Annotated in this window: 23 protein-coding genes; 12 read left to right on the top strand and 11 right to left on the bottom strand. The window is 70.0% G+C overall.

What is annotated here, in order from left to right; genetic code table 11:
• Positions 1–166: 166 nt before the first annotated feature.
• Entirely contained in the window at positions 167–778 is a 612-nt protein-coding gene (locus tag EBH09_RS35605; RefSeq protein ID WP_121750885.1) for a DUF998 domain-containing protein, read from the top strand.
• A gap of 24 nt (positions 779–802) precedes the next feature.
• Here EBH09_RS35605 and EBH09_RS35610 read toward each other — a convergent pair whose 3' ends face one another.
• A complete protein-coding gene (locus tag EBH09_RS35610; protein ID WP_121750886.1) occupies positions 803–1,642 on the bottom strand; it encodes an aldo/keto reductase in 840 nt (279 codons plus the stop codon).
• A 186-nt stretch (positions 1,643–1,828) separates the two neighbouring features.
• Here EBH09_RS35610 and EBH09_RS35615 point away from each other — a divergent pair, with 186 nt between their 5' ends.
• Both EBH09_RS35615 and EBH09_RS35620 read left to right on the top strand, forming a co-directional pair.
• Complete coding sequence (locus EBH09_RS35615; RefSeq protein WP_238697593.1) at positions 1,829–2,668, top strand: endonuclease/exonuclease/phosphatase family protein; 840 nt, start codon at positions 1,829–1,831, stop codon at positions 2,666–2,668.
• Between the two features lie 170 nt (positions 2,669–2,838).
• Positions 2,839–4,206, top strand: coding sequence for an APC family permease (locus EBH09_RS35620; RefSeq protein ID WP_121750888.1), 1,368 nt, complete (start codon positions 2,839–2,841; stop codon positions 4,204–4,206).
• A 4-nt stretch (positions 4,207–4,210) separates the two neighbouring features.
• On the opposite strand, the gene EBH09_RS35625 is transcribed toward EBH09_RS35620, so the two are convergent.
• Complete coding sequence (locus EBH09_RS35625; protein ID WP_193776704.1) at positions 4,211–7,012, bottom strand: hypothetical protein; 2,802 nt, start codon at positions 7,010–7,012, stop codon at positions 4,211–4,213.
• Between the two features lie 266 nt (positions 7,013–7,278).
• Here EBH09_RS35625 and EBH09_RS35630 point away from each other — a divergent pair, with 266 nt between their 5' ends.
• The 3 genes from EBH09_RS35630 to EBH09_RS35640 all read left to right on the top strand — a co-directional run bounded on the left by EBH09_RS35630 (position 7,279) and on the right by EBH09_RS35640 (position 9,656).
• Positions 7,279–8,247: a DUF3500 domain-containing protein gene (locus tag EBH09_RS35630; RefSeq protein ID WP_238697541.1), complete on the top strand. Its 969-nt coding sequence runs from the start codon at positions 7,279–7,281 to the stop codon at positions 8,245–8,247.
• A 149-nt stretch (positions 8,248–8,396) separates the two neighbouring features.
• A complete protein-coding gene (locus tag EBH09_RS35635; protein ID WP_121750890.1) occupies positions 8,397–9,188 on the top strand; it encodes a VOC family protein in 792 nt (263 codons plus the stop codon).
• A 135-nt stretch (positions 9,189–9,323) separates the two neighbouring features.
• Entirely contained in the window at positions 9,324–9,656 is a 333-nt protein-coding gene (locus tag EBH09_RS35640; protein ID WP_121750891.1) for a putative quinol monooxygenase, read from the top strand.
• Between the two features lie 31 nt (positions 9,657–9,687).
• Here EBH09_RS35640 and EBH09_RS35645 read toward each other — a convergent pair whose 3' ends face one another.
• Both EBH09_RS35645 and EBH09_RS35650 read right to left on the bottom strand, forming a co-directional pair.
• Positions 9,688–10,023 (bottom strand): metalloregulator ArsR/SmtB family transcription factor, encoded by a 336-nt coding sequence (locus EBH09_RS35645; RefSeq protein ID WP_121750892.1) that lies wholly within the window; start codon positions 10,021–10,023, stop codon positions 9,688–9,690.
• Positions 10,020–10,517, bottom strand: a complete 498-nt coding sequence (locus tag EBH09_RS35650) for an ATPase (protein ID WP_121750893.1) — start codon at positions 10,515–10,517, stop codon at positions 10,020–10,022. Before EBH09_RS35650 ends, EBH09_RS35645 begins: the two co-directional genes overlap by 4 nt.
• A 196-nt stretch (positions 10,518–10,713) precedes the next feature.
• On the opposite strand from EBH09_RS35650, the gene EBH09_RS35655 reads away from it, so the two are divergent.
• A complete protein-coding gene (locus tag EBH09_RS35655; protein WP_121750894.1) occupies positions 10,714–11,340 on the top strand; it encodes an NAD(P)-binding domain-containing protein in 627 nt (208 codons plus the stop codon).
• A 42-nt stretch (positions 11,341–11,382) separates the two neighbouring features.
• On the opposite strand, the gene EBH09_RS35660 is transcribed toward EBH09_RS35655, so the two are convergent.
• Together EBH09_RS35660 and EBH09_RS35665 are read right to left on the bottom strand one after the other, a co-directional pair.
• Entirely contained in the window at positions 11,383–12,141 is a 759-nt protein-coding gene (locus tag EBH09_RS35660; protein ID WP_121750895.1) for a LuxR family transcriptional regulator, read from the bottom strand.
• 31 nt (positions 12,142–12,172) lie between these two features.
• Positions 12,173–13,885: an amidohydrolase gene (locus EBH09_RS35665; RefSeq protein ID WP_121750896.1), complete on the bottom strand. Its 1,713-nt coding sequence runs from the start codon at positions 13,883–13,885 to the stop codon at positions 12,173–12,175.
• Between the two features lie 484 nt (positions 13,886–14,369).
• Here EBH09_RS35665 and EBH09_RS35670 point away from each other — a divergent pair, with 484 nt between their 5' ends.
• The gene (locus tag EBH09_RS35670) at positions 14,370–15,839 is read left to right on the top strand and encodes a hypothetical protein (protein ID WP_121750897.1); all 1,470 of its coding nucleotides are present in this window, start codon (positions 14,370–14,372) and stop codon (positions 15,837–15,839) included.
• Positions 15,840–15,905: 66 nt separating this feature from the next.
• Here EBH09_RS35670 and EBH09_RS35675 read toward each other — a convergent pair whose 3' ends face one another.
• Both EBH09_RS35675 and EBH09_RS35680 read right to left on the bottom strand, forming a co-directional pair.
• Positions 15,906–16,352: a hypothetical protein gene (locus tag EBH09_RS35675; protein WP_153182727.1), complete on the bottom strand. Its 447-nt coding sequence runs from the start codon at positions 16,350–16,352 to the stop codon at positions 15,906–15,908.
• A 385-nt stretch (positions 16,353–16,737) separates the two neighbouring features.
• On the bottom strand, positions 16,738–17,385 hold the full coding sequence (locus EBH09_RS35680) for a TetR/AcrR family transcriptional regulator (protein ID WP_121750899.1): 648 nt from the start codon (positions 17,383–17,385) through the stop codon (positions 16,738–16,740).
• Positions 17,386–17,534: 149 nt separating this feature from the next.
• Between EBH09_RS35680 and EBH09_RS35685 the strand changes: the two genes are divergently transcribed.
• From EBH09_RS35685 to EBH09_RS35700, 4 genes are all read left to right on the top strand, one after another.
• A complete protein-coding gene (locus EBH09_RS35685; RefSeq protein ID WP_121751182.1) occupies positions 17,535–18,293 on the top strand; it encodes an SDR family oxidoreductase in 759 nt (252 codons plus the stop codon).
• 650 nt (positions 18,294–18,943) lie between these two features.
• On the top strand, positions 18,944–20,503 hold the full coding sequence (locus EBH09_RS35690; protein WP_121751183.1) for an APC family permease: 1,560 nt from the start codon (positions 18,944–18,946) through the stop codon (positions 20,501–20,503).
• Positions 20,504–20,609: 106 nt separating this feature from the next.
• Positions 20,610–22,013, top strand: a complete 1,404-nt coding sequence (locus EBH09_RS35695) for a cellulase family glycosylhydrolase (RefSeq protein ID WP_121750900.1) — start codon at positions 20,610–20,612, stop codon at positions 22,011–22,013.
• A 139-nt stretch (positions 22,014–22,152) separates the two neighbouring features.
• Positions 22,153–23,685 carry a ricin-type beta-trefoil lectin domain protein gene (locus EBH09_RS35700; RefSeq protein WP_121750901.1) on the top strand — a complete coding sequence of 511 codons (1,533 nt, stop codon included), beginning with the start codon at positions 22,153–22,155 and terminating at the stop codon, positions 23,683–23,685.
• Here EBH09_RS35700 and EBH09_RS35705 read toward each other — a convergent pair.
• The 3 genes from EBH09_RS35705 to EBH09_RS35715 form a co-directional block, all read right to left on the bottom strand.
• The gene (locus tag EBH09_RS35705) at positions 23,680–24,333 is read right to left on the bottom strand and encodes a YceI family protein (protein WP_121750902.1); all 654 of its coding nucleotides are present in this window, start codon (positions 24,331–24,333) and stop codon (positions 23,680–23,682) included. The two genes, EBH09_RS35700 and EBH09_RS35705, sit on opposite strands and share 6 nt — an antisense overlap.
• A gap of 506 nt (positions 24,334–24,839) precedes the next feature.
• Complete coding sequence (locus EBH09_RS35710; protein ID WP_238697542.1) at positions 24,840–25,076, bottom strand: hypothetical protein; 237 nt, start codon at positions 25,074–25,076, stop codon at positions 24,840–24,842.
• Positions 25,077–25,140: 64 nt separating this feature from the next.
• On the bottom strand, positions 25,141–25,722 hold the full coding sequence (locus EBH09_RS35715; protein ID WP_121750903.1) for a snapalysin family zinc-dependent metalloprotease: 582 nt from the start codon (positions 25,720–25,722) through the stop codon (positions 25,141–25,143).
• Between the last annotated feature and the right edge of the window lie 136 nt (positions 25,723–25,858).

Below are 25,858 nucleotides of genomic sequence, written 5' to 3' on the forward strand. Positions count from 1 at the left end.
ACTCCGCCCCGGCCGCCCCCACGGTGCTCCGCCACGCCGCCCCGGCCGCCCCCGCGGTGCTCTGCCACGCCGCCTGACCACTCCGTCGGGCGGCGTGCCGCGCATGGTGCGGCCGGAGAAGCCCGGGGTTCCGCTCCGGACGGATGCGACGTTTTATGGTGTTCAAATGCGACTTGCCCCTAGATGGGTCTTGCTCTCGTCAGGGTGTGCGCCCCTCCTGCTGATCGGGGGCTGGACGGGTGCGGCACTGTTCGAAGGGCCCGCCTACGACCCCGTCACCGAGACGATCAGTGCCCTGGGGGCCTACGGGGCTTCCGGTTTCTGGGTGATGACGGCGGCGTTCCTGGCTCTGGGCGCCTGCCACCTGCTGACCGCCTGGGGGCTGCGGACAGCTGCCACCGCCGGACGCGTGGCGTTGGGCGGCGGCGGTCTCGCGGCGCTGGCGGTGGTACTGCTCCCCGCACCGACCAGCGGGGGTTCACTGCGTCACGGAGCGGTGGTGGCGGTCGGGTTCACACTCCTGGCGGTGTGGCCGGTGCTGGCCGCCAACGGCGGCGCAGCCGCTCCCTGGGCTCTGAGGCTTGCGCCCTCGATCGTGGTGACCGTCCTGACGGCCGCCGGCGGAGCATGGTTCCTGATCGAGATGGACCGGCACGGCAACGCCGGCGTCGCGGAACGCGTCGTGACGTTCATCCAGTCGGTGTGGCCCTTCGTGGTCGCCGCATCCTGCCCTCACCACTCCGAGGTACCGGCCGAGCGGACCGCCGGCCCTGGCTAGGAGACCCCGTGCCGGGCTCAGGGCCTACGCCAGGGCGGACAGCCGGTCGAGGCGATCGCGGTGGTCGGATGTCAGGTGGACGCGTTCCGAGGCGAGGTTCTCCTCCAGATGGTTCACCCGGGCGGTACCCGGGATCGGGAGGATGACGGGCGAGTGGCCGAGGAGCCATGCGAGCGCAACCTGCGTGGGAGTGGCATCGAGCTCGTCCGCCACCGCGGCGACCTCGGCCCTCGCTCCGGAATCTCCCCAGGCGACAGGACGCCACGGCAGGAACGCGATCCCCGCGGACTCGCAGGCGGCGAGTACCGGTTCGTGCTCGCGGTCGAGCACGTTGTAGCGGTTCTGAACGCTCGCGACGTCGACGATCTGCCGTGCCTGGTCAAGTTCGTCCACGGTGACCTCGGACAGTCCGATGCGGCCGATCTTGCCCTCGGCTCGCAGGTCCCGCAGCGTGCCGAGCTGATCGGCGAGCGGCGTCTCCGGATCGATCCGGTGCAGCTGGAGCAGCTCGATCCGTTCGACGCGCAGCCGGCGCAACGCCCGCTCGACCTGATCGCGCAGAACGGCCGGCTGCCCATCGAGCCTCCACTCGCCTGAAGGGCCCGATCGGGCGACGCCGACCTTGGTGGTGATCAGCAACCCATCCGGGTAGGGGTGCAGGGCCTCGGCCAGCAGTTCCTCGTTGGCGCCCCCGCCGTACATGTACGCGGTGTCAATCAGAGTGACGCCCAGCTCAACGGCCCTTCGGGCCACCGCGAGAGAGTTCTCGCGGGCTGCACCCGGCTCCGTCGGCAAGTGCATGGCTCCGAACCCGAGCCGCCGTACTCCCAGGTCCCCGCCGATGCGAAACGTGGTCGATGTCACGTGCTGCCCCCCTGGCTCAAGAGGCAAAGCTAGCATCGCGGTTGCTCACGACGCCGTCCGTCTCCCGGCTGTCGGAACCGGGCGGCCGAACCGGGCGGCCATCGACGAAGCCGTCCGCGTCGCCCCCGTCCCATAACCTTGCGTGTGGAGACGTCAGTTGCCATGTGGATCGACAATCAGGAGGCGATGGTGCTCGCAAGGGGCAGGTGGCTGCTCACAGGCGCCATGACCGTGGTCTGCATGCTGCTCGTCGGCCCCAGTGCACCGGGCCATGCCCTCTTCGTGCGGTCACTGCCCGTCGATGCCGTCGGGGATGTCGTACCGAACCGGGTCATGACGTGGAACATATGCAACCCCTGCGAGGTGAGCAACGTCGACCGGGCGGCGGAGATCGCGACATACGCGCCCCAGGTCATCGGCCTGCAGGAAGCGTGCGTGCGTGACGTCGAGAGGATCCGGGATCACCTGGCGAGCCTTTACGGGCTTGACTATCACGTCGAGTACGGGATGGTTCTCCAACACCGGGGCCGCTGCGGGGGAGTGCCGTGGAATCCGGGGGGCTTCGGTCAGGCGGTTCTCTCCGCAGCACCGATGACAGACCGCGTTCGCGTGGAATACCCCGACGGTGGTTCCGAAGACCGTGGATACATGGCGGTCACCACCCTGGTGGGCGGTCAGCCCGTCCGCGTCTTCAACACACACCTCGCCCAGCGACGTCAGGAAGCAGTCCGAGCGGACCAGGCCGGGGTACTCGCCGCTGAGGTCGCTCGGTACGACCGCGCGGTCGTACTCGGCGATTTCAACGCCGTGCCGGACGCTCCCGAACTCGCCCGGATGTGGGCCCTGGCCGCGGACACAGACCCCCAGTGCCGCCCCTCGCCCGCCGGCTCCTGCGAGCCGACCACCGACTGGCAGAGCAAGTTCGACTACGTCTTCCTGCGAGGCCTCACCCCGCTCGAACACCGAGTGCGACCCACTCCGTACTCGGACCACCACCTGCTGCACACCGACGTGGACCCGGCCTGAAGGGTTTTCACGTCGCTCTTCCTCGTTCCGGTGCCGAGCCTCCGCATGCGGCAAGTCCGCCGGCGCCGGTCCCGTCGGCGTGCTTCCGATTGCAGTATGCACGGGCATGATCAACCGGCGCTCCGGGCAGAGGAGACGTTGTTCGGTACCAGACACATCAGGGGGCCTCCGTGACCACAGGCGGACGAGACGCCACTGCTTCGCCGGAGGGAGCGGGCGCCGGCACCCCCTTGCGGCGGGTCATCGGTCCCAAACTGCTGATCCTGTTCGTGATCGGCGACATCCTCGGTACCGGCATCTACGCGACCACCGGTCAGGTCGCGGGCAAAGTCGGCGGGGCGCTGTGGCTGCCGTTCGTCATCGGGTTCGTCGTGGCGATCCTGACAGCGGCCTCGTACGTGGAACTCGTCGGCAAGTATCCGAAGGCGGCCGGGGCCGCGCTGTACACCCAGAAGGCGTTCCAGGTTCCGTTCCTCACCTTCATCGTCGCCTTCATGGTCATGTGTTCGGGCCTGTCCTCGGCGAGCGCGGCGGCGCGCGCCTTCAGCGGCGACTACCTCGCCGAGTTCACGGACTTCTTCCCGCCCACTCTCATCGCGATCCTCTTCATCCTCGCCCTCGCGGCCCTCAACCTGCGCGGCGTGTCCGAGTCGGTGAAGACCAATGTGGTTCTCACCCTGGTCGAGCTGACCGGCCTGTTCGTCATCCTCGCCGTCGGCGCCTGGGCGGTCCTCACCGGTGACGGTGACCCCTCCCGGCTCGGCGAGTTCCAGGCCGGGGGCACCGGCTACGCACTGATCACCAGCGTGCTGGGGGCGACGGCCCTCGGCTTCTTCGCCTTCGTGGGCTTCGAGGACTCCGTCAACATGGCGGAGGAGACCCAGGATCCGGTGCGCACGTTTCCGCGCGCCATCTTCATCGGCGTCGCCGTCACCGGGACCATCTACGTCCTGGTCGCCCTGGTCTCCTCGCTGCTCGTCGACTACCGCGTGCTGGAGGGTTCCAGCGGCCCGCTGCTGGAGGTCGTCAAGGCAGGCGGGCTGGACTTCCCGCCGAAGCTGTTCGCGCTGATCGCCCTGTTCGCGGTCACGAACTCGGCACTGATCAACATCATGATGGCCTCCCGGCTCTGCTACGGCATGGCGAACGAACGCATCCTGCCGCGTGCCCTGGGCCGCGTTCTTCCCCGGCGGCGTACACCGGTCGTCGGGATCGTCTTCGTCTCCGTACTCGCCATCGGACTGGTCTCCACCGGGGAGATCGCGGGCCTCGGCGACACCACGGCCTTCCTGCTCCTGTGCGTCTTCGCCGTCGTCAACATCGCCGTACTGGTCCTGCGCCGCGACCGCGTCGAGCACAAGCACTTCCGTACGCCGACCGCTCTGCCGGTGCTGGGCGCGGTCACCTCCCTCATCCTGGCCAGCCCTCTGTCCGACCGGCCCGCGCACGTCTACATCCGGGCGGGCGTGCTGCTGGTCATCGGCATCGGGCTGTGGGTGCTGAACAGGACGGTGATGAGGGCACGCGGCGAGGGATGAGCCGCTACCCGGGACAACCGGTGTCCGGGGCGCGCCGCTGCTGCGCGTCGAACAGGTCGCCCTTCATGTACAGGCAGGTGGGTGCGGAGCCCATGTCGTGGATATTGGCGATCCGCAGGATCGCGAGATTGCGCTCGTTGCCGATGCGTGAGGCCCGAAAGTCGATCTTCCCGGTCGCACCCTGGTAGGTGTTCTCCCGCAGTTCCTGGGCGATCGCCGCCCGGTGCGGCGCCGTTCCCTTCGTCCCAGTGTCCAACCGCTGGTGCAATGTGGAAGTGGCCTCGACGAGCAGTCCCGCCACGTCGTACGCCGTGCCGGTCCGTTCGGCCGGCCACGGAGTCTGCGGTGACTCCTTCTCGGGCAGCGCCTTCCCGAGTTCCGTGCGGAGCTTTCCGTAGCCCGCGCAGAACGCGTCCAAGGGCGTCCCGATTCCCATCAGGGGCGCGGGGCGCCCCTCTTGTGAGCACGACGCACCCGCCAGCGTGACGAGGCTGCCCATCCCGACGTACGACATCGACCGGTTCGCCAGCGCGCTCTGCCTACGGTTCTCCCCCTGCGCGACGAACCGGGAGACCGCGTCGGCGGCGACGATGAGGGGCAGCTTCCGCTGACTGGTACAGCCGTTGGTCGCGGATCGGATGAAGTCCCCGAAGTCGTCCTCGCGCCCTATGTAGTAGACGATCTCATCGCTCCGGTCGATCCCGTCCGCACACAGGGAAGCGACCTCGCCGGCTGAGTCGTCCCATGTCGTCTCTGCCACTGGCACGTTCCGCTCGCCCAGTTCCGCGTCGGCCGCCTCGGCCAGAGTGTCGATGTAGCTGTCCGTCTTCTCAGGGTGGTACAGAGTGACTTTCCGCGCCTCGAGCAGCTGCGCGTAGCCGGCGATCAGCTGCGCCTGCACCGTGTTGTCGGGGACCATCTGGAAGTACAGCGGTGATCTGTCGCCCAGCCCCGAACCGGTCAGAGTGGTGCCGATGGCCGGAACACCGGCGAGGCCGGTCTCGGTGATCGCCTGCTCGGTCTCCCTGACCGTGCGGTCCAGGCCGACGACAGCGACCACCGACGGATCCTCGTCGAACAGCGGTCGGAGCATGTCACGCGCCACCTCGGGCGCCTTGCGCATACCGTCTCCGCCGTTCGCCACGATGACGCGCAGTAACGGCTGCGTCTTGGACTTGACGTTCTGTGCCCGCTGACGCAGGAGGAGCCCTTCGAGTTCCTCCGCGGCGGCGTGATCGGTGTCGGGCGCGGCCTCTCGGTGGGTCAGCCCTACGAAGTGCACGATGCTGAGATAGGGGCGGCCGGGCTGCTGGCGGTGCAGCTTCTTCGCCACCTCGTTCTGCGCGAAGATGGCCTGCTGAGCCCAGCGCAGACGCTTGTTGGTGCCGAAGATCTGCACGGCGTCGTCGCTGTAGCCGATGCACTGGCGGTCGTCCCGGCCGATCTCGACGGTCTTGACCGACACGCCGTCGTGGAAACCGGAACGGAAGTAGACGCACTCGGCGGCCCACGAGTCGATGACGTTCCGGGTCACTGGAAGCAGCACCAGGACCATGGCGATCGTCAGCAGGGTTTCGCCGATGCCCCGTCGGGCCAGCAAGGGCGGCGAGGGCGGACGGAAGTCCCCTGATCTCACCCGGGCTTCCCGGCCGTCGGGCCGGCTCACTTGTGAGGGCGGCAGCGCGATCCACAGGTAACGGGCGTTCTCCACCAGGCGTTGCCGTTTGCTGGGCAGGTTGTCCAGCCACGCCGTCAGCGCGGCGGGGGCATCCTGGGGACTCCAAAGAGTGCCGGAGTCCCCCGCATCGAGCGCAGCCGGGCGTTCGTCGGTTGCCGCGACGACGAGGAGGGGGTCGAGTTCTCCTGTCTCGTTGCGGACCTCGCTGATGAGCCGCAGCAGTTCCCAGCCGCCGTTGGCGTCGGTGATGTTGTCGAGCAGGACGGTCGTGTAGGTCGTACGGCGCCATCCGGAGCGCTTGGGGAAGACGACCCAGCGTCGACGGCGGTACGCCCGGCGCAGATCTTCCAGGAAAGCGTGCACCAGCAGCTTCTTGATCTGCTCGGGGCTCTCCGCTTCCCGGCCGCGTTCCGTCAGCCGCTCGGCGAACCCACGGAAGCTGGTCGAGTGGCGGGGCACCATGAACGGCTGTCGCCGCATGAACCAGCGTGCCTCCCGCCCGAGGCCGGGGCTGCGCCGCCCCAGCCAGCGCAGCCCCATACGGCGGCCGGCCTCCACGAGCAGATACAGGGTGGATCCGATGAGGCTGAAGGCCGAGGGGGCGGCGGCCGTGGAGGTGGTGAGAGCGCCGGGGTCCGACCGGTGCGCCCGGCCACTCCAATGGCGCAGCAGGTCGGCCAGTTGTTGCTCGTGGCGTCCCGGTGTGGGCGACAGCCGCTGTCCGGTCAGCCAGTCGGCCAGCCGGTAGTAGTCGAAGCGGAAGGGCCGCCCGGGGCCGAAGCGGTCGCCGGCGAGTTTGGTCCTCAGCTCGTCGAGCAGCGGAACCAGCGGAAGCGACCGGTCCTGGACGTCCTGCCAGCGGTCCGTCACCGAGTCGTCCACCGAGTGGGCGTCGATATAGGCGTGGGGTACCGAGGACCGGTGGTCGGACGCCTCCAGCCGCTCATTGAGTACGGAGAGGAAATCGTCCGTGCCTCGGTCGCGCACGAGGCAGACCAGAGGCAGTGGCCGTTCGCCTCGAACTTCGTCGTCCGAGGTCCTGGCCAGAAAGCGGGGTCGCCTAGCCAACTCCCCGATTGTGGACAGCAGTTCGGATGCGCCGGTGAAAGGGGGCCCCGTCTCTGGCATATCTGGCAGGCTACCCGCGTCCGTCACGTCCGATGCGCGATTTGCGCCAGAACGTGCAAGGTGCACGAGTGACGGTGGCCCTCCGGTTGCGGGAGGACTCCCGTGTGCCCGCCGATGCGGACCGGAGCGCACGTTCGGCAGGCGGCCGGCTTCGGCGAACCCGGGAATCCGGTGTCCCCTCGCGGCCGGGTGGCGGACCATGTATCGCAAGGTGTGGCATCGCCCCGAGGACGCGCCGCGTCGAGGGCCGAGGGGGAGGAGAAACCGTGGACGGGCATCGATCGGAGGCGGCGGACGCGCAGATGCGGGAGGCGGCGCGTGCGCTGCTCTCCGTGCTGGAGCCGGAGCAGGTGCGCGAGCTGCGTGCGGGGCCCGCCAGGCTGGACGCGCCCGAACTGCGGGAGTGGACCTATCTGCCGGGCCCGCGCCCCGGTCTGCCCACCGAGGGCCTCGGCGGCCGGCAGCGCGAGGCTGTCGATGCGCTGCTGGCCGCGGCGCACAGTGCGCCGGGTGCGGCGTTGGCGCGCGGGGCGATCGAGGTGGAGCGGCACCGCCGCGCCACGGTCGGCGCCACGGGGGCCGACCGCTACTGGGTGCGGCTGCTGGGCGACCCGGACGGTGACGGTCCCTGGGGCTGGCGGATGAACGGCCACCACCTCGCCGTGCACGTACTGATCACGGCGGCCGGGATCCGGGTGACGCCGCACTTCATCGGTGCGGAGCCGGCGCGGATCACCGACGGCCCGCAGGCCGGGCGCCGGCTGCTGGGGCCGGAGGAGGATCTGGCCCGGGGCCTGGTCACGGACCTGGACGTCGGCCGACGGACGAGGGCGGTCTTCGCCGCCGCGCCGCCGGACGACATCCTTTCCCGCGCCGACCCGTTCGCCGATCCGGACCTGCTGCCGGCCGGTCTGCCGTACGGCGCCATGACGCCCGGCCAGCAGCGGCTGCTCGAGCGTCTGGTGCGCCGCTACCTCGACCGCGCGCCCGCGGAGTACGCGCGGGAGTGCTGGTCCGGCATGGTGGCGCGTGGACTGGACGCCCTCTCCTTCGCCTGGGCCGGCGGCCGCGCACCCGGGGACCGGCACTACTACTGCGTCCGAGCTCCGGACCTGCTCATCGAGTACGACAACACACAGGACGACGGCAATCACGCCCACTCGGTCTGGCGGCACGTCCGCCACGACTGGGGCGCCGACCTGCTGCGCGCGCACTACACGGAGCAGCACAGGTAACAGCACAGGTAACAGCACAGGTAACAGCACAGGCAAGGGGGAGCGCGGGTCGGTCATTGGGGCCCGCGCGGACCGGACCAGCACGACGGGCGTGTGTCAGTGCGGGGTGTCACGCTGAGTCCACACAGGACCTGCGAAAGGGTATCGCCGTGATCACCAACGACTTCGTCCCCGGCTCTCCCTGCTGGCTCGACCTCGGCACCCCCGACGTCCGCGGTGCCGCGGCCTTCTACGGCGCCGTGTTCGGCTGGGACTACGAGTCCATGGGAGAGGACATGGAAGGGGGCATGTTCCGCAAGGACGGCAAGATCGTCGCCGGGCTCGGCAAGCTCACCGAAGAAGGCGCGCGCCCCGCCTGGATGATCTACTACCGCGTCAGCGACGCGGACGCCACGACCCAGACCGTGCGGAGCGCGGGCGGCACGGTGCGGGTGGCGCCGATGGACCTCGACGACTGGGGCCGGATGGCCCAGTACAGCGACCCTTCGGGCGGTCAGTTCGCCGTATGGCAGCCGGGGAAGGACAAGGGCGTCGAGCTGGTGGACCAGCCCGGCTCACTGTGCTGGACCGAGTTGTACACGAGCGACGCGGCGGCGGCCAAGGAATTCTACGGCGGTGTCTTCGGCTGGCGGTTCGGTGACATGGCGCTGCCGGGCGGAGGGGGCACGTACTCTCTCATCACTCCGGCCGGCCTTCCCGAGGAGCGCATGCACGGCGGCGTCATGGAGGTCCGCGAACAGGATCTCGCTCTGGCGAACGGCCGACCGTACTGGCACCCGGTCTTCGCCGTCAGCGACTGCGACGCCGCGGTCGCCGCGGTCACCGAGAACGGCGGCAGGGTGCAGATGGGCCCCGAGGACGCGGAGGGCGTCGGCCGGCTGGCCGTGTGCGTGGATCCGTCGAACGCGGACTTCGTGGTGCTCACCCCTGCCCAAGGGTGACCGAAGCACTCGCCGAAGCACTCGCGCTGCGCCGGCCCGGCGGTGGCTCACGCGGGGCCGACGCGTCCGAGGACGCGCGCTCGTGATCCCCTGACCGTAGGAACGGCCATTCCCGAACGTCCGAGAGGACCACCCATGATCTTCATCACCGCCAGGTTCCGCGTCCGGCCCGAGTACGCCGACGCCTGGCCCGACATCACCCGCGCCTTCACCGAGGCGACCCGCGGCGAACCCGGGTGCCTGTGGTTCGACTGGTCCCGCAGCGTCGACGACCCGACCGAGTACGTGCTGCTCGAAGCGTTCCGCGACGAAGAGGCCGGTGCCGCGCACGTCGGTTCCGGCCACTTCGCCGAGGCCCGGAAAACGTTGCCGCCCCACCTGGTGGAGACGCCCCGGATCGTCAACGCCACGGTCCCGCAGGAGGACTGGTCCCTGCTCGGGGAAATGGCGGTCCCCGGAGACGCATGAGACGCGCGGTCCGGTCCGGCCTGGAAGGCCGTCAGCCCTTGACGTCCGGTCGGGGACGCTCCGCCAGCTCCTTGATCCCCGACAGACGGGTCTCCCAGGAGCGGCCCATCCGGTCGAGTTCGTGGGCCAGCGCGCCGAGTCGGGCCCCGACGGCGACGTGCACGACCTCGCGCCCGCGCTGCTCGGACTCGACCAGCCCGACCTCGCGCAGCACCTCCAGGTGTTTGCCGATCGCCTGCCGACTCACCGGCAGGACCCTGGCAAGAGCGGACGCCGACATGGGGCCTTCGCCGAGCCGGGTGAGGATCTCCCAGCGCGTCGCGTCGCCGAGCGCGGCACACACGTCGGGAAGGGCGGGGGCGGTCACGAGTGCCCCGTCGGGGCCGGGGCACTCTTCTCGGCGAACGCCTTCGCGGCCGCCAGCTCGGTGAGCCAGCCCTTGTCGTTGCCCTCGCGCTCCTTCAGCCACGCCGCCGGATCGTCGGCGAGGCTGGAGAACCCGCTCTCCACCACGCGCAGGGTCACCCCGCCGCCGTCCCTCTCGTCGATCCAGAACTCGACCAGGGTCGAGGGCGTCGACGCGTCCCGGGACGGGGTCCCGATCCAGCGGAACGCCGCGTAGCGCGGCTTGTCCAGCTCCATCGTCCGGAACCGGAACTCGCCCAACGAAGGATGGCGCACCACGGCCACGTCGCCCTCGTGGCTCAGGTCCTGCTCCTCCTCGACCACGCCGTCATTGATGTACCAGCCGGGCCGTACTACCAGTTCCCATACCCGGTCGGCCGGGGCGTCGATGTCGATCTGCCGGGCGATCCGGTCGAGCTCGTCGAGCTCCGAGCCCGTGTGGGTGGTGTCGTTCATGGCTTCCTCCCTCGTGTCCCTCAATGCAACTCGATGGTTGCACTTTTCTCCCCTCAGTGCAACCGAAAGGTTGCATCTGGCCCATCGATGGTGGAACCGGGAGGGAGGAGCGACCACAGAACTAGGCCTTTGGTACCGGTCCACCAGGGTCCGCCGCCCGATTCGCCGCCCCGGCGGCAATGGCTAGCGTCTGACCATGCGTATAGGACTACTTGGTACCGGCAATGTCGCCCGAGCACTGGCCCACGGCTGGAGCGCCGCAGGACACGATGTGCTCCTCGGTTCGCGCCGGCCCGGGGACCGGACGGACCTCGGTCTTCCCGTGGCGGGCCTGAACGAAACAGCCGCCCACGCGGAGGTGCTCGTGAACGCCACTCCGGGGACCGTCTCGGTGGAGCTGCTGCACTCCATAGGGGCAGCGGCCCTGGCCGGCACCCCGCTGATCGATGTCGGGGTGGGCCTCTCCGACGACTTCAGCGAGCTCTCCCACCCCAACAGCAGTCTGGGGGAACAGATTCAGCAGGCCTTCCCCTCGACCCCCGTCGTCAAGACGTTGTGCACCATGGACTCCACCGTGATGACCGCACCGGACGGTCTGGCCGGCCCGAGCACCGTCTTCCTCTCCGGTGATGACGCCGAAGCCAAGCGGACCGCCGGCCGACTGCTCACCGACCTCGGCTGGCCCGCGTCGTCCCAACTGGACATCGGCGGCATCGACACCGCACGTGGACAGGAGCACTTCGCCCTGCTCTTCATGGGCATCGCCGGGGGCCTGGGGGCCCACGCGTTCAACATCAACGTGGTCACCCGCCCCTCCGCCTAGGACCCGCCGGCACACGGTCCCGGGACCGCCGGCGGAGGTGCCTCAGCGGGAGGGTTCGATGCCCCAGGCGGCGGCTCTGGCGGCGGCGGCCGCGCGGTTGGGCAGGTCGAGCTTGGCGAGGATGTGCTCGATGTGGGTCCCCACGGTGCGCGGCGTGATGTGGAGCCGCTCGGCGATCTCACGGTTGGTGCGGCCGGTGGTCAGTTCGGCCAGCACCTGCAGTTCCCGTGGCGAGAGACCGCCGGGCCGCCGCGCGTCCGCGGCGACCCGGCGGGGAGGTGCGCACGCCGGGGAGCCGACGGCCGCGGCGAGCACCTCGGTGAGCAGGGTGACCACGGCGCGCGCCGGGTCGGACGTGTGCCGTGGACGGCGGGTACTGACGTTCAGCATTCCGACGTACCGGCCGTCGGCGGCGAACAGGCACTGGGCCACGCCGTCCTCGACGCCCAGGGGGCGCAGCACCTCCTGGAAGCCGGGGGAGGCGGCCAGGAGCTGCCCGGGGACGTCCCTGAGCCAGAGGCCGCCCCGGGCGGGGCTGCGGAGCACGGGGAACACCGGGTCGTGGTGGAGGCGGGACTCGATGTAGGCCGTCGCGTCGTCCGGGTAGCTTCCCGCCAGGGTGGTGTGGCGTCGGCGCAACGGATCCCACCGGGCCAGGGAGGCGTGGTCGTACGCCATCACCTCCGACAGCGCCGCAAGGACCGAGTCGGCGCCGGTCGCGCCGTTCGTGGCGCTTCTGGCGGCCTCACGGACGTGGACGGCCGCGTCCAGGATGTCCGTCGTGCTCCGCTCCGCTGCCATCCACCAAGGATGATCATGGGCCCGGGATACGTCAATCGCGAAGGGCGTCGTGCACGACCCGCCCTTCCACGACGGTGAGCACCACGGGAATGTCCGGGATGTCATGGGGGTCGGCGTCGAGCAGGTCCCCGTCGAGTACGCAGAGGTCGGCCACCTTGCCCTGCTCCAGGGAGCCCTTCCAGTCGTCGGCGAAGTCCTGCCAGGCCGCGTCGATCGTGTACGTACGGATCGCCTCGGCCAGACCGATGCGCTGCTCGGGGCCGCTGACCCGGCCGGTGGCCTTCGACTCGCGCAGCACCATGGTGGCGACGCCCTGGCGCCAGTCCGGGAACGTGACCGGGGCGTCGGACCCGCTCGCCACCCGCACGCCGGCGTCGATGGCGTCGCGATAGGGCCATGCGTACGCGGCCCGTTCGGCGCCGACGAACTCCTCCTCCATGTCGGCGACGGTCCACTTGATGGTGGGGTTCATGTTGGCGCCGAAGCCGTGTGCGGCCAGGACCTTCATGCTGTGGGCGGTGAGGAAGTCGCCGTGGATGACGTAGTGGCGGGCGTCGGGTCGCGGATACTCGGCCATGGCCGCGGCGAAGGCGTCCGCGACGGTGTCGCCGGCGCGGTCGCCGGTGACATGGACGCCCAGCTGGTACCCGGCGGTGTGGGCATGCCGGATCATGGCGTCGATCTCGGCGGTCCGCTCGGTGTCGTTCTCGCCGCCGACGCACAGGGAGCCGCAGCCACCGCCGACGTACGGCTCGTTCATCCAGGCCGTCTTGTTGGGGACGATGCCGTCGGCGAAGACCTTGACCCCGTGGATGGCGAGGCGGCGCGGATCCGTGTCGCCGGACTCTCCGGATTCGCCGAGGGCGGTGAGGGTGCGGGCGAATTCCTCGGCGGTGCCTGCCATTCCGGTGGGCAGGAGCAGGACGCCTACGCGGGCGGTCAGTTCTCCTTCGGCCAGCAGCCGGCGGTATACGTCGAGGGTCTGCGTGCCGAGCGCTCCCCGCATGATGCCGTCGCCGCCGGGGCCGAGCCCGGGCTCGGTGTAACTGGTCACGCCGAGCCGGGCGAGCGTGGCGAGGGTCGACCTGATCGCGTCGGTCCGCTCCTGCCGGCTGAGCGGCGGCAGCGCGTTCTGGACGAGGGCCTGGGCGCCCTCGTGGAGCAGGCCGGTCGGCTCCCCGGCGTCGTCCACGACGACGGCCCCGCCGGGCGGTGCCACGGTGTGCCGGTCGACCCCGATGAGCTCCAGTGCCTTGGAGTTGACCCAGGTGGCGTGCCCGGAGAAGGAGTACAGGACGACGGGGTGGTCCGGGCTCACGTCGTCCAGGTCGTGCCGCGAGGGCAGTCGCGACGGATCGGTGACGCACTCCTGGAGGTAACCGGTGTCCCAGCCGTGCCCCGTGATCCACTGCCCACCCGGGGTTCGCCCGACGGCCACCCGCACCGCCTCGGCCACGTCCGAGAGGGAGGACACGGCGGGGTGACCGAGGTCGACGGAGAGTGGTGGCGTCGCCATGCCGAACGCGCAGCCGTGCAGATGGGAGTCGTTGATACCCGGCAGCAGCGTTGCCCCGCGCAGGTCGATCACCCGGGTGCCGGGCCCGACGAGCGGCGCGACGTCGTCCCGCCCACCGACGGCGCTGATGGTCCCGCCGGTCACCGCCAGGGCCGAGGCGACGGAGAACTCGGCGTCGACCGTGACCACCCGTCCGCCGAGAAACACCAGATCCGCATACGTGTCCATGGAAGGTCCCCTTCGGAAAGCGGGTGCACGACGGCCACCCGCGAACGATCTCCCGAGGACTATGCCGACACCCCCGCCGCCCGCACATCGGTCATTTCACCGATGTGCACCAGGGCCTTCTCAGTCGCCGTCCTGGGCGTCCACGACCGCCCTGGCCACCCGGGCGGCCCGCTCGGGTGACCGGTAGGCCGGTTCCTGCCAGGTGGAGACGGATCGGCCGCGAGCCAGCAGTGGCAGGACGCCGGCGGCGAGGCCGGCATCCGGAATGCGTCATCCCGCTCCTCGGAAACGGTGGCAATGGACCTCCGCCAGCCTCGGCGTCGAGCTTTTCGGACACGCGGGCACGCAGCGCCAAAGGCGTTGAGCAGGCTCTGGGGCGAGTCCGCTGTGCCGGACCATTGGCCGTACTTGACCTGTACACGATCATCCCTTGGGTCTGTACTGACGTATCGCACGCCTACTGCACTCACAGGGGGACAGCGCAGTGACATCCTTACGCCTCAAGGCGGCCTTCACCGGTCTGGCCGCCGCGGCTCTGCTGCTGGTCGGCGCCCTGCCGGCCCAGGCGCAGAGCCCGCAGGAAGACCGAAGGACCACCTACAAGATCACCCCGTACGTCATATCCGACCCGGCGCTCATCGCCGACCCGGGGAAGCTCGTCGAGGAAGTGACGAAGCGCGGCGATCTGGACCGGCTGGGCGTCAAGCCGTCGACTTCCGCGGGTCCTTCACAGATGACGAAGAGGGCGGCCCTCGCCGCAGACCCGGCGAGCTACGTGGTGGACTCCTCACGGTTCCCGAACGGCCGCATCCCGGCCGACATCTACGACTACACCAACTGGGAGGAGTGCGGCGCCAACTCCGACGCGGCATCCCAGGACGCCGGGTGGATCAAGAACCGCTACTCGTACTGCCAGAAGCACCTGCTGTTCATGCCGGCCTTCGAATGCGGGCTCTTCCCGCCGCAGTGCAAGATCAGCGGCGTCTACTCCTCGACGAACACGCTGATCGGCTACGGCAAGGTGGGCGGACACGAGGACCATCCCAACTTCCGCTGGGCGGACTTCCGGCTCAAGGTCGAGAACATCGTCACCACCGGCCCGTTCGCCGGTTCCGGAGCGGACATGAGTGCCGCCATCGAGTGCGAGGGCACCTACACCGACGAGGACTCCAACCTCAACGACGACCACGCCTGCTACGCGCACGAGAACGAGGAGACCGAGAAGACCATCAACGAGTGGCGCGTGAACGACGAGGCGTACTTCGACATCGCCTCCCAGGCGATCAGCTCGGACCCGTTGTGGGGGGAGCAGATCGCGACCGGCGTGTTCCACGTCGAGTACGAGTTCGATCTGCCCTGGTACTTCCAGATCATCGATACCGAGAGCCCCGAAGGCGGCATGCGGTTCGACTCGGCGTGGTACCTCCAGTCGCACAAGCTCGGGTCCGTGTTCGACCGGGCGGTGCCGGGCATGTCCTACACGAAGTCCGACGCGCAGGTGGCCGGCGTCGCCACCCACCTGGAAGGGGCCCGGGTCAACCCAGGGGCCACGATGCCCACGCAGGCGGACAAGCACCTGGCCGGCGGCACACCCGGCGACCCGATCCACCGTCTCGCACAGGCCAAGGGAGAGAAGCAGAGCTTCCGGTACGACGAGAACCGCCGCATCGTCCGCAACTTCTGCGCCACCAAGGCGATGCAGGACCTCAAGGCGACCCTTCCGGTGAACCAGGGTCCGTACGACTGCGACGAGTACCCCATGGCCTCGACCTACGAGGGGGCGGGACGTCACCTGTTCCCCGACGAACCGTACGGTGGTGCCCAGTACGAGCGTCACTACTCGGCGCGATGGGTCAACAGTGAGGTCAACCAGGAAGCCGGACGGCGCCTCGGCCGCTGGTACGACGTCGACCGGCTGCTCGACCAGGACGCGTTCTACATCCCCATCCGCTGACCGCTGACCAGTAGTTGTGCGGGGTCCGGCCGACGAGGCCGGGCCCCGCACACGTATCGGTCCGTCTCAGTCCGCGTCCGGCCAGAACTGGACCAGTGCCCAGCCGCCCGGCTCCGCGAAGCCACCGTCCGGGGCAGGGGCGTTCTCTCGCCAGCCCACCCGCGCCCGCCACCTGCCGGCATGCGGGAGCCGGAAGACGTCCGACTTGCCCCCGGCGGCGATCTCGTCCACCAGGAACCGGCCCGAGGGGAGGTCCAGCGACAGGACCTCCGTCGACGGCCATTCGTCCGCGAGGGCGCTCGCCGGTCCGTCCCAAGCCTCGAGCCGCAACCGCGCGTTGAGAATGTCCTCGTCCGACCCGATGTAGAGCATGGTGGCGTTGGAACTGACGAAACTGCCGACCGACCGCGGCGACGCCGGCCGCTCACCCTCCTGGCCCTCCTCGTCGACCAGGCCGAACAGCCGATGGTCCACGATGACGTCCAACTCCCGGGACGTCACAAGCTGAGGCATGCGGTACCTCCTGAGACAGCTGACGTACGTGACACTTTGCCGCAGGCTATGCCCGGCGGACCGCGTCCGCCCAGACGGTGGTGTGCCGTCACGGGAGGCGGGCCGTCGACGCGCGACCGCTTCAGATGTGGCCGGGCAGGCCGGAGCCGTCAACGGTCGCGCCGCGCGGCAAGCGGTCGAGGTCGGTCCGCGGTCGGCCCGCCATCGTGGAGAACGTACAAGCCGAAGCGGCCGGGAGTACGGCCGGCCGGTGACGCGCCCCGACGACGCGGACGTGGCGTACCGCGGCTCCGCACCCCCTACGACGGGACCGCGCCGCCGTCCCGAACGACACGGCCGGTCCCGCCTCCTCCACGGACCGCACCAGCAGGGGCGCCGGAGCCCTTCAGGAGTGCTGCGAGTCGTTGGCGCTGCGACCGTAGCGGGCGAGCATCGTCGTGACCGCCTCGTCGACCGCGCGACCGATGTCGGCAGGTGCGGGGCTCCAGTCGGCGAGCAGCATCCGCGGCCACAGGACGTAGTTGGCGATCATGCCGAGGAACTGGTTGGTGGCGCTCTCCGCGTCGGGTACCACCGCAGTGCCTGCGGCGTGCTGGGCCTCCAGGTAGTGCTGGACGGAGATGAAGTAGGGCAGCTTGCCCAGCTCGAACTGAACCCGTCCCAGTTCCGGGAAGCGCGGCAGTTCGGCGATGACGATGCGGAAGAGGGCCGCCATCGCGGGTCGGCCGATCAGGTCGGCGTACTGGCGGCCGATGGAGCTCAGGCCGACGCGCAGGTCACCGGGCTGCCTCGCGGAGGCCGCCGGGTCCGGCCCGCCCTTCCAGTACTCGGTGACGATGGCTTCGAAGAGCGCTGCCTTGGTGGGGAACTGCTTGAACAACGTGGACTTCGAGACGACCGCTTCCTGGGCGATCTTCGCCAGCGAGGTCCCGTCATAGCCCCGTTCCAGGAACAGCTTCGTGGCCGCTGCGGTGATCGCCTCGCGCTTGCGCTGTGCGAGTCGTTGATGGTGCGCGGAGAGTCCTGCGGTCATGGGCTCAGTATGACTCATCACGAGGCGAGTCACTTGACTCGCCACTGTGTAGATGTTTACGTGGCCGAAGAGGCGAGTCGCACGACTCGCATTCGGTCGGCGGGAGTACTCCCGGCCGGCGTCTCTCCGTTCCCGAAAGAGAAGTGCTCATGGAGTCAGGCAGGATCGCGTTGGTGACCGGCGGCAATCGTGGGCTGGGCCGGGCTACGGCCCAGGCGCTGGCCCGGCACGGGCTGCGCGTCATCGTCACCTACCGCGGCGACGCGCAGGAGGCCGAGGAGACGGTCGAAATCGTTCAGGAATCCGGCGCCACGGCCGCCGCACTGCGGCTGGACATCAGCGACGTGGCCTCCTTTCCCGCCTTCGTCTCCCACCTGGCTGCGCAACTGGAGCGCTGGGATGCGACCCGGCTGGATGTCCTGGTCAACAATGCCGGGATCGGGCTGTTCGGACCGTTGGAAGCGGTCACGGTCGACGACTTCGACGCGGTGATGGACACCAACGTGCGAGGCACGTTCTTCCTCATCCAGGCGCTCGCGCCCCTGCTGGCCGACGGGGGGCGGATCATCAACGTCTCCTCCTCCCTCAGCCGCCACACCAGTACCGGCACCTCGGTCTACTCGGCCTCCAAGGCGGCGGTCGAGGTCCTCAGCCGGACCTTGGCCCTGGAGCTGGGGGCGCGCAAGATCCGCGTCAACGCCATCGCGCCGGGGCCGACCGCCACCGACTTCAACGGCGGTGCGATGCGGGACGACGCGCGGATGCGCGAGGGCTTGGGCGCGCAGACCGCGCTCGGCCGCGTCGGTGAACCGCAGGAGATCGGCGACGCGATTGCCGCGCTCGCCTCCGAGGACCTGCGATGGGTCACCGCCCAGCGCCTCGAGGTGTCCGGCGGTGCCCTGTTGTAGGGCCCCCGCCCACACCGTGTGTCCCGCCCCTTACCCGGCAGGACCGGGAGATGTGTCAGGCGCGGTCCGCCCCGCGGGCCCGGTGGGCGGCATGGCGGGCCCCATCGGCCGACCGGCCCGGGGAACGGCCATCGGCTCGGGCCGGGTTCCAGGCGATGGGCCTTGCCGACCGGGTGGCGCACCAGTTCGCGGAGCATCCCCGTCCAGCGGCGGCGGGATCTCTACCGGGTGTGTGCCCAAGAGCAGCCGCAGCGTGGTGCCGTCGTCGAGGACGTCGTCGCGGCTGAGGGTGCAGATCCGGGACGGGGAACCTCCGTCTCCTCGCCTCCGGCCGCTGCCACGTCTGACGGCCGGGACGAGCGCGCGGGCGGGGCGGCTCGCCTGTGAGCGGGCCCTCCCCTTCCACGGGTTCCGGAAGTGTGACGCAGGTCATGCGGCGCATCCGAACCGCGTGAATCGGCCACTTCTGCGATAACCGAATATCGGACAGTCATCGCCCGTCCTTTGGGAGGTGCGAGTGTTTCCGACCCTTCTCCTCTGCAGTGCAGGTGTATCAACAAAGCTGCCTGCAATCCCATGGTGAAGTGAGTGACGGCGAGACGAGTCATGTAACGGCCACCACGGAAACCGCAGGACTTAACGTCTTGTTCATGACTCAGCTGGACGTGCGGCTGGAGGCCCCCGAGCCGGGCGACGGTGCCTCCGCCGAAGGTATGCGCGCCAAGGGCCTCAACGGGAATTCCGTAGGCCTGATGGGCAGTGCCGTCATCGGCGTCTCCACCGTGGCCCCGGTCTACTGCCTCACCTCCACGCTCGGCTCGACCGCCGGCGAGGTAGGGCCGCAGATGCCGGCGGTGTTCCTCGCCGGCTTCCTGCCGATGCTGCTCGTCGCCTTCGCCTACCGCGAGCTGAACAAGGCGATGCCCGACTGCGGCACGTCGTTCACCTGGACGGTGCAGGCGTTCGGTCCGCGCGTGGGATGGATGTGCGGCTGGGGCCTGGTGATCGCCACGATCATCGTGCTGTCGAACCTGGCCGGCGTGGCGACTTCGTACTTCTGGTTGCTTGCCGGAGAGATCACCGGGAGTGTCTCGGTGGCCGAACTGGACGGCAACAAGGTCGTGCACATCGTGACCTGCCTCGCGCTGATCGCGATCGCCACGGTGATCAGCTATCGCGGGATGACGGCGACCAAGGGCCTGCAGTACGCCTTGGTGGCGCTGCAACTCCTGGTGCTGGCAGTCTTCGTGGCAATGGCCTTCTCGAAGGCCGGAAGTGCTGGACTCCCCACCTCCGCCGACTTCTCCTGGTCGTGGCTCAACCCGTTCGCAGTCCAGTCGTTCGCCGCCTTCACGGCGGGCCTCTCGCTGTCGATCTTCATGTACTGGGGCTGGGACGCCTGTCTGACGGCCAACGAGGAGACCAGCGGCAGCAGTCGTACGCCGGGCCGGGCCGCGCTCGTCGCCATGATCGTGCTCGTCGGTTCCTACCTGGCCACGGGCGTCGCCGCGCAGATGGCCGTGGGCTCGGGTGACCAGGGCCTCGGACTCGCCAACCCCGACACGTCGGACAACGTCTTCGCCGCGCTCGCCGGCCCCGTGATGGGCCCGGGTCTCGGCGTCCTGCTGTTCGTCGCGGTCCTCGCGTCGGCGGCGGCGAGCCTGCAGACGACGTTCATCCCCGTCGCCCGAACGGTCCTGGCCATGTCGACCTACGAGGCACTGCCCGCCTCCTACGCCCGGGTCCACCCGCGTTTTCGAACCCCGGGCCGTGCCACGGTCACCGCGGGCATCGCCACGGGCGTCTTCTACACGGTGATGACGCTGGTCAGTGAGCACGTCCTGGTCGACACGATCTACGCGCTCGGCCTGATGATCTGCTTCTACTACGCGCTGACGGCCTTCGCCTGCGCCTGGTACTTCCGCGCCGACCTGCTGAGGTCCGGGCGCGACCTGATGTTCAAGGGGCTCTTCCCGGTCGTCGGCGGCGGCCTGCTCGCGGCCGTCTTCGTCAAGACGCTGGCCGACATGTGGGACCCCGCATACGGCAGCGGATCGTCCGTCCTCGGGGTCGGATCGGTCTTCGTGATCGGCGTGGGGCTGCTCGCACTCGGTGTGGTGATCATGTGCGTGATGCGCCGGCGCAGCCCCGCCTTCTTCCGCGGCGAGGTGCTCACCCGGTCGACTCCCGCCCTGATCGCGGAGGACTGAGACGCCGGGGCGGGCCGCGGCGGACCTCGGCGCCCGCACTCTTGAACAATTCTCAGCTTTCCTGATGTGATCTGCGGCACTGTCGACCGACCGTGCCGGAGGCCCCATGTACCGCCGTCTGTGCGCCGCGCTCGTCTGCATCATCCTGCTGTCCACCGGAACCGCTCACGCGAAGGCCGCCGTCGAGGACCACGGGGACCCGCCCCCCGGCATACCCCGGCTCACGGACGACCGGGGCCGCGTCCTGACCCTGCGCGGCTGGAACGTCGAGGACAAGACCCACCGCGGCGAGGCCGCTCTGTCCGCGATCGGCGAGCGTCACTTCCGGGACCTGCGGGCCCGGGGCTTCAACTTCGCGCGGCTGCTGGTCTTCTGGGACGACCTCGAACCCGAGCGGGGCGGGTACAGCGAGAGGTACCTCCGCAGGATCGAGCGCGTCCTGGACTGGGCGCACAAGCACCGCGTCCACGTCCTGATCGACGCGCACCAGGACGTCTTCGGGCCCGCGTTCGGGCACCGCGGCATCCCCGAGTGGGCGACGAGGACCGACGGGCTGCCGTTCCGGCCGCACCCCGACGACTGGTTCGCCGAGTACTTCGAACCGGCCGTGCAGCGTGCCTTCACCCACCTCTACGAGGACCCGGACCTGCGGCGCGCGCAGGCGGACATGTGGCGGGTGCTGGCCGGACGCCTCGGGGACCATCCGGCCGTCCTCGGCTACGACCTGATCAACGAACCCATGGGCGAGATCGGGCAGGGCGAGGACCTGCCGACGGCGGCCCGGCGCATAGAGCGCGATCAGCTCACCCCGCTGTACAACCGCCTCGCCGACGCCGTACGTTCCGTCGACGACGACTCCTGGATCTTCTTCGAACCGACCCCGATCGTGGGGGAGGGCGTCCCCACCGGTCTGGGCCGCATCGACGACCCGAAGGCCGTCTACGCGCCCCACTTCTACAACACGGCCATGGAGGCGGGCGCCGACTACGACCCTTCGGCCGCCTGGATCGAGGCGTACGAGTCCGCGGTGACCGTCTATCCGCGCCGGTACCGCGTTCCCGTCGTGGTGGGCGAGTGGGGCCCGCTCAACAACTCCCTGCCGAACATGGGGCGCTTCTACCGTGACGCCCTGTCGTCCCTGAACCGCTACGGCTCCGGTTGGGCGGGCTACGTGTGGTGCTACGGCGGAGGGTACTGCGCCGTCGACGCGGAGGGACGCTTCCGGACCAACAAGGAGCAAACCGCGGCGCCGTACGCCCCGGCGGTCGCCGGCCGGGTCACCGCCGAGGTCTACGAGCCGGGCGGCGGAGCCTTCCGGCTGTCGTACCGGGCCGGGCGCGGTGTCACCGAGATCTCCGTGCCGCCCCGGGCGGGCGGCTGGCGCATCGAGCTGACCGGCGCCCGCACGGCCACGCCGGTGCTGCCGTGGGACCGCGCGGCGATCGCGCGGGTGCGGGCGCGGCCCGGCGCGCATGTCACCGTCGTCGTGACTCCGCGCACACCACGATGACCCGCGGGCGAACCGCGGACGGCTGCCGGCGAGCCGCGGGCGGGAAGCAAAGTTGAGCAGTTGTCTTGTTTCAAGCATTCCCACGTTGCCTACCGGTCAGTACAACCCCTGGTAACACCCGAACCCACCAGGAGGTGCAGTGAAGGGCAAACGGCACAGACGCCACTGGCTGACGGCCGCCGCCGCGGTGGCGGTGGTATGCGGATCCATCACCGCCGCCGCACCCGCGCAGGCCGCCCGGCCCGGCTCCGCCGAGTCCGTCTCCTCCGTACCGCTCTCCTCCGAACTGGAGGCCATCCGCGCCGCCGAGGCCACCAAGCTCTACGGAAACCCGGCGGAACGACCTCTCGGCGACCGCAGGACCAGCCTGATCTCACTCGGCGACAGCGAGATCTCGGGGGAGGGAATCGGCACCTACGAACCCGGCACCAACGGCCCCGACAACTGGTGCCACCGCTCGCCGGACGCCGCCATCCACCGCACCGGGATCCCCGCCGACCTCACGATCAACGTGTCGTGCTCCGGCGCGTACACCGGCAACATCCGTATCGGCGGCGCCAAGCAGTATGCCGACGAACTCGTGCAGAGCGACAGCCTCGCGATCAAGGCGCGCAACACCCGCGTCAAGATGGTGCTGTTGGTCGCCGGAGCCAACGACGACCTCCAGTTCGGCCCCGTCATGACCGACTGCGTCACGCGCTACCTGCTCCTCCGGGGCCCCTGCGAATCCAAGTACGCCCCCGGCTGGCAGGACCGCGTCGACGCTCTCGTGCCCAAGGTCGAGCAGACCGTGCGCGACCTGAAGAGCGTGATGAGGGACGCCGGTTACGCCGACGGCGACTACGAACTCGTCCTCATGGGCTACCCCAGCCCCATCGGCCCCGACTTCCGCGACAACCCGGCCTTCGCCGGTAAACTCGCCTGCGGCGGCCTGGGCTACGACTCCGACACCGTCTGGGGCCGCAACAGCGCGGTCCCCGCCTTCGAGCGCGGAATGCGCAAGGCCGCGGCCGACACCGGGGCCATCTACCTCGACAACTCACGGCTCTTCCACGGCCACGAGGTCTGCATGGAGGACACCTGGGCCCGGGGCGCCTACATCGACCTCTCCAAGCCCGGCATGCCGGACGAGAACTCCCTCCGCCAGTCCTTCCATCCCAACAGGCGCGGCCACGCCGCCTTCGCCTCCTGCCTCACGCAGCTGTACGCCTCGGGTGCCGACGAGGCGAGCTGCGCGGACGTCGACTCGTCCGGCAAACCGGTCCTCTTCCCGTACGCCTGGGACACGGCCTACCGACCGCTGACGAACCGGGCGACCGGCACCTGTGTGGACGTCGACGCCGCCGAGAGCGCCGACGGCACCGGCGTCCTCGGCTGGGAGTGCCACGGTGGCCGCAACCAGGGCTGGTGGTACGACCCGGATCGCGGCACCGTCCATACCGAGCTGACCCAGGACCGCTGCCTGGACGTCCCCGACGCCAGGTATCCGGCCGGCACGGGCCTGGTCCTGTGGAACTGCCACGGCGGGGCGCATCAGAAGTTCGTCCGTGACGGGGCCACGATCCGGCCGGCGTCCGCGCGAGGGCTCTGCCTCACCCTGGCCGGCCCGAGCGAGCCGCTGCGGATCCAGAACTGCGACGGCTCGGACAACCAGCACTTCACGGCCCTATGACGTCGACCGGACCGCGGAGATGTCGAACTGCAGCCGGACCTTCTCGCTCACCATCGTGCCGCCCGCCTTCAGGCGCTGGTTGTAGACCAGGCCCCACTCCGTACGGTCGATGGTGGTGGTGCCGTCGAAGCCGGCCCGCTCGGCGCCGAACGGATCCAGGACCGAGCCGAGGTAGTCGAGTTGCAGGTCGACGGGCCGGGTGACGTCGCGGATCGTCAGGTCCCCGGTCATGCGGAAGGTCTCACCGCCCTCGTGAACGGTGGAGGTGCTGCGGAAGACCATCTCCGGGTACCGGCCCACGTCGAAGAAGTCGCGGCCGACGAGGTGCGCGTCCCGCTGTTCCACGCCCGTGTCGACACTGGCGACCCGGATGACGAGGTCGGCCCGCGACTCGGAGGGCCGGGCTCCGTCGAAGTAGAGCATGCTGTCGTAGTCGGTGAAAGCCCCTCGCACCGTCGTGACCATCGCGTGCCGTACGGAGAAGCCGATGCGACTGTGCGGTCGGTCGATGGTCCATCGCCCGGTCAGCGCGCGAAGCGCGGGGTCGAGCGCGACGCCCCGGGCCGCGGCCTCCGTGCCCGACACGCCGGTGTCGTCAGCCGGGTTCCGTTCGATGACGGCGGTCTGGCGACGGCTGAAGATACCCATGATCGTGAGCCCTTTCCCATCTGGTACTCCGTGCTATCACGGCGTCGCCGGGCACCGCCCAGCGAGATGGGCCGCCTCGTCCGGGTTCCATGGGGTCGACCGCGAAGCTGCACAGGACCAACATAATGTGCTCGCTTCGCAGCGGCGGCCCGGTGCGGAAGAGGTCCCGCGGAGGGGGGCCGGCACTGGTCGGTGCGCCGTGCGCCGTGCGCCGTGCGCCGAGAACCGTGCGCCGAGAACCGAGGAGACCAGCGATACCCCTCTCCGTAAGCCTCGCGCGCCGCGTCGCGGCGCCCACCACGCCCGCGACGCTGCACGCCCGCACCGGCGAGCCGAGCGCGCCGCCCCGCCCGGGGCTTGACCGTCTGCTTCGGGCGCGGCGGGAAGCCCGATGGGGGAGTATGTGGCCGGCGGCGGCCCGGAGCGGTTGGCCGACGCGGACTCCGGCGCGGGTCCGGTCGGTGAGGCCGCGGCCATGCCGGTCGCCGCGCTCACCTCGCGACCGGCTACTCGGCGGGGTCCTCTTCCGTCCGCCGGACGGCGCTCTTGACCTCGCTCTCGACGGCTTCCGCCGACTGGCCGCTGACCGTGGCGTGATCGGCGATCGCCGCCTGCGCGGCCCGGGCGGCCTCCTGCCAGGCCCGGTGCTGCACGTCGAACTCCTCGCCGTCGAGTCCGGCGAGGCGCGCACGCTGCTCTTCCGCCGCCCGCTCCAGGACGATCAGGTCATGGGGAAGGTCCACGCCTTCGATGCTAGGCCCGGACCCGGCGGCGGCCCAGCGTCGACTCGCGGTCCCGTGCGCCCGGTCAGTCCCCGACCGTGGCGGCCCGCGGCGTCGGCACCGGTGCCCGGGAGGCTGCCGAGAAGCCTGCCTGGAAGTTGTCCTCGACCTCGGCCCTCTCGGCCGCGTTCGGGTAGGGATTGGTGCACGGGACGCCCGCGCTGGAACCCGACATCAGGCTGGAGCAGGGGCCGGGCTTGCGGTCCGGCAGGCCCAGGATGTGGCCGAGCTCGTGGGACGAGATGCGCACCGTGTTGTAGCCCTGGTTCACGGCCTGGCGTCCGATGTAGACGGTGCCGTTGCCCAGGGACGTGGGCAGGGCGCGCGGCCAGCCGTTGTCGGCGAGGACCCGGATGTTGGCGCGCTGCCCGGACGCGGCGGGACGCAGTACCACGCCGTCGACGCTCTCGTTCCAGATCGCCGCGCCCCGGTCGACCGCGGACGCGAACTCCGCGGAGCCGCTCGCGTCGTAGGTGAGCACCCGGGCGGCGGACAGGGGGAGCGTGGTGCCGCCGGACGGTTCGGCGGCCACGGCCTGGCCGCTCAGCGGGGGAAGGGACAGCAGCAGAGCCGCGGCCAGGCCGCCGGTCAGGGTACGGACGTGCATGGTTCGACCTCCTTGTGGGGGAAGGGCAGTCGTGTGCATGACATCACGTGGCTCCCTGCCCACCGCGCACGGCCGCCAATCCGTCAATCCGCCGATCCGCAACGATCGCGGTCGGTTCGACGGGGTGGTCCGCCGC

It is taken from the genome of Streptomyces sp. E2N166 (assembly GCF_003671715.1).
Classification (GTDB): Bacteria; Actinomycetota; Actinomycetes; order Streptomycetales; family Streptomycetaceae; genus Streptomyces; species Streptomyces thinghirensis.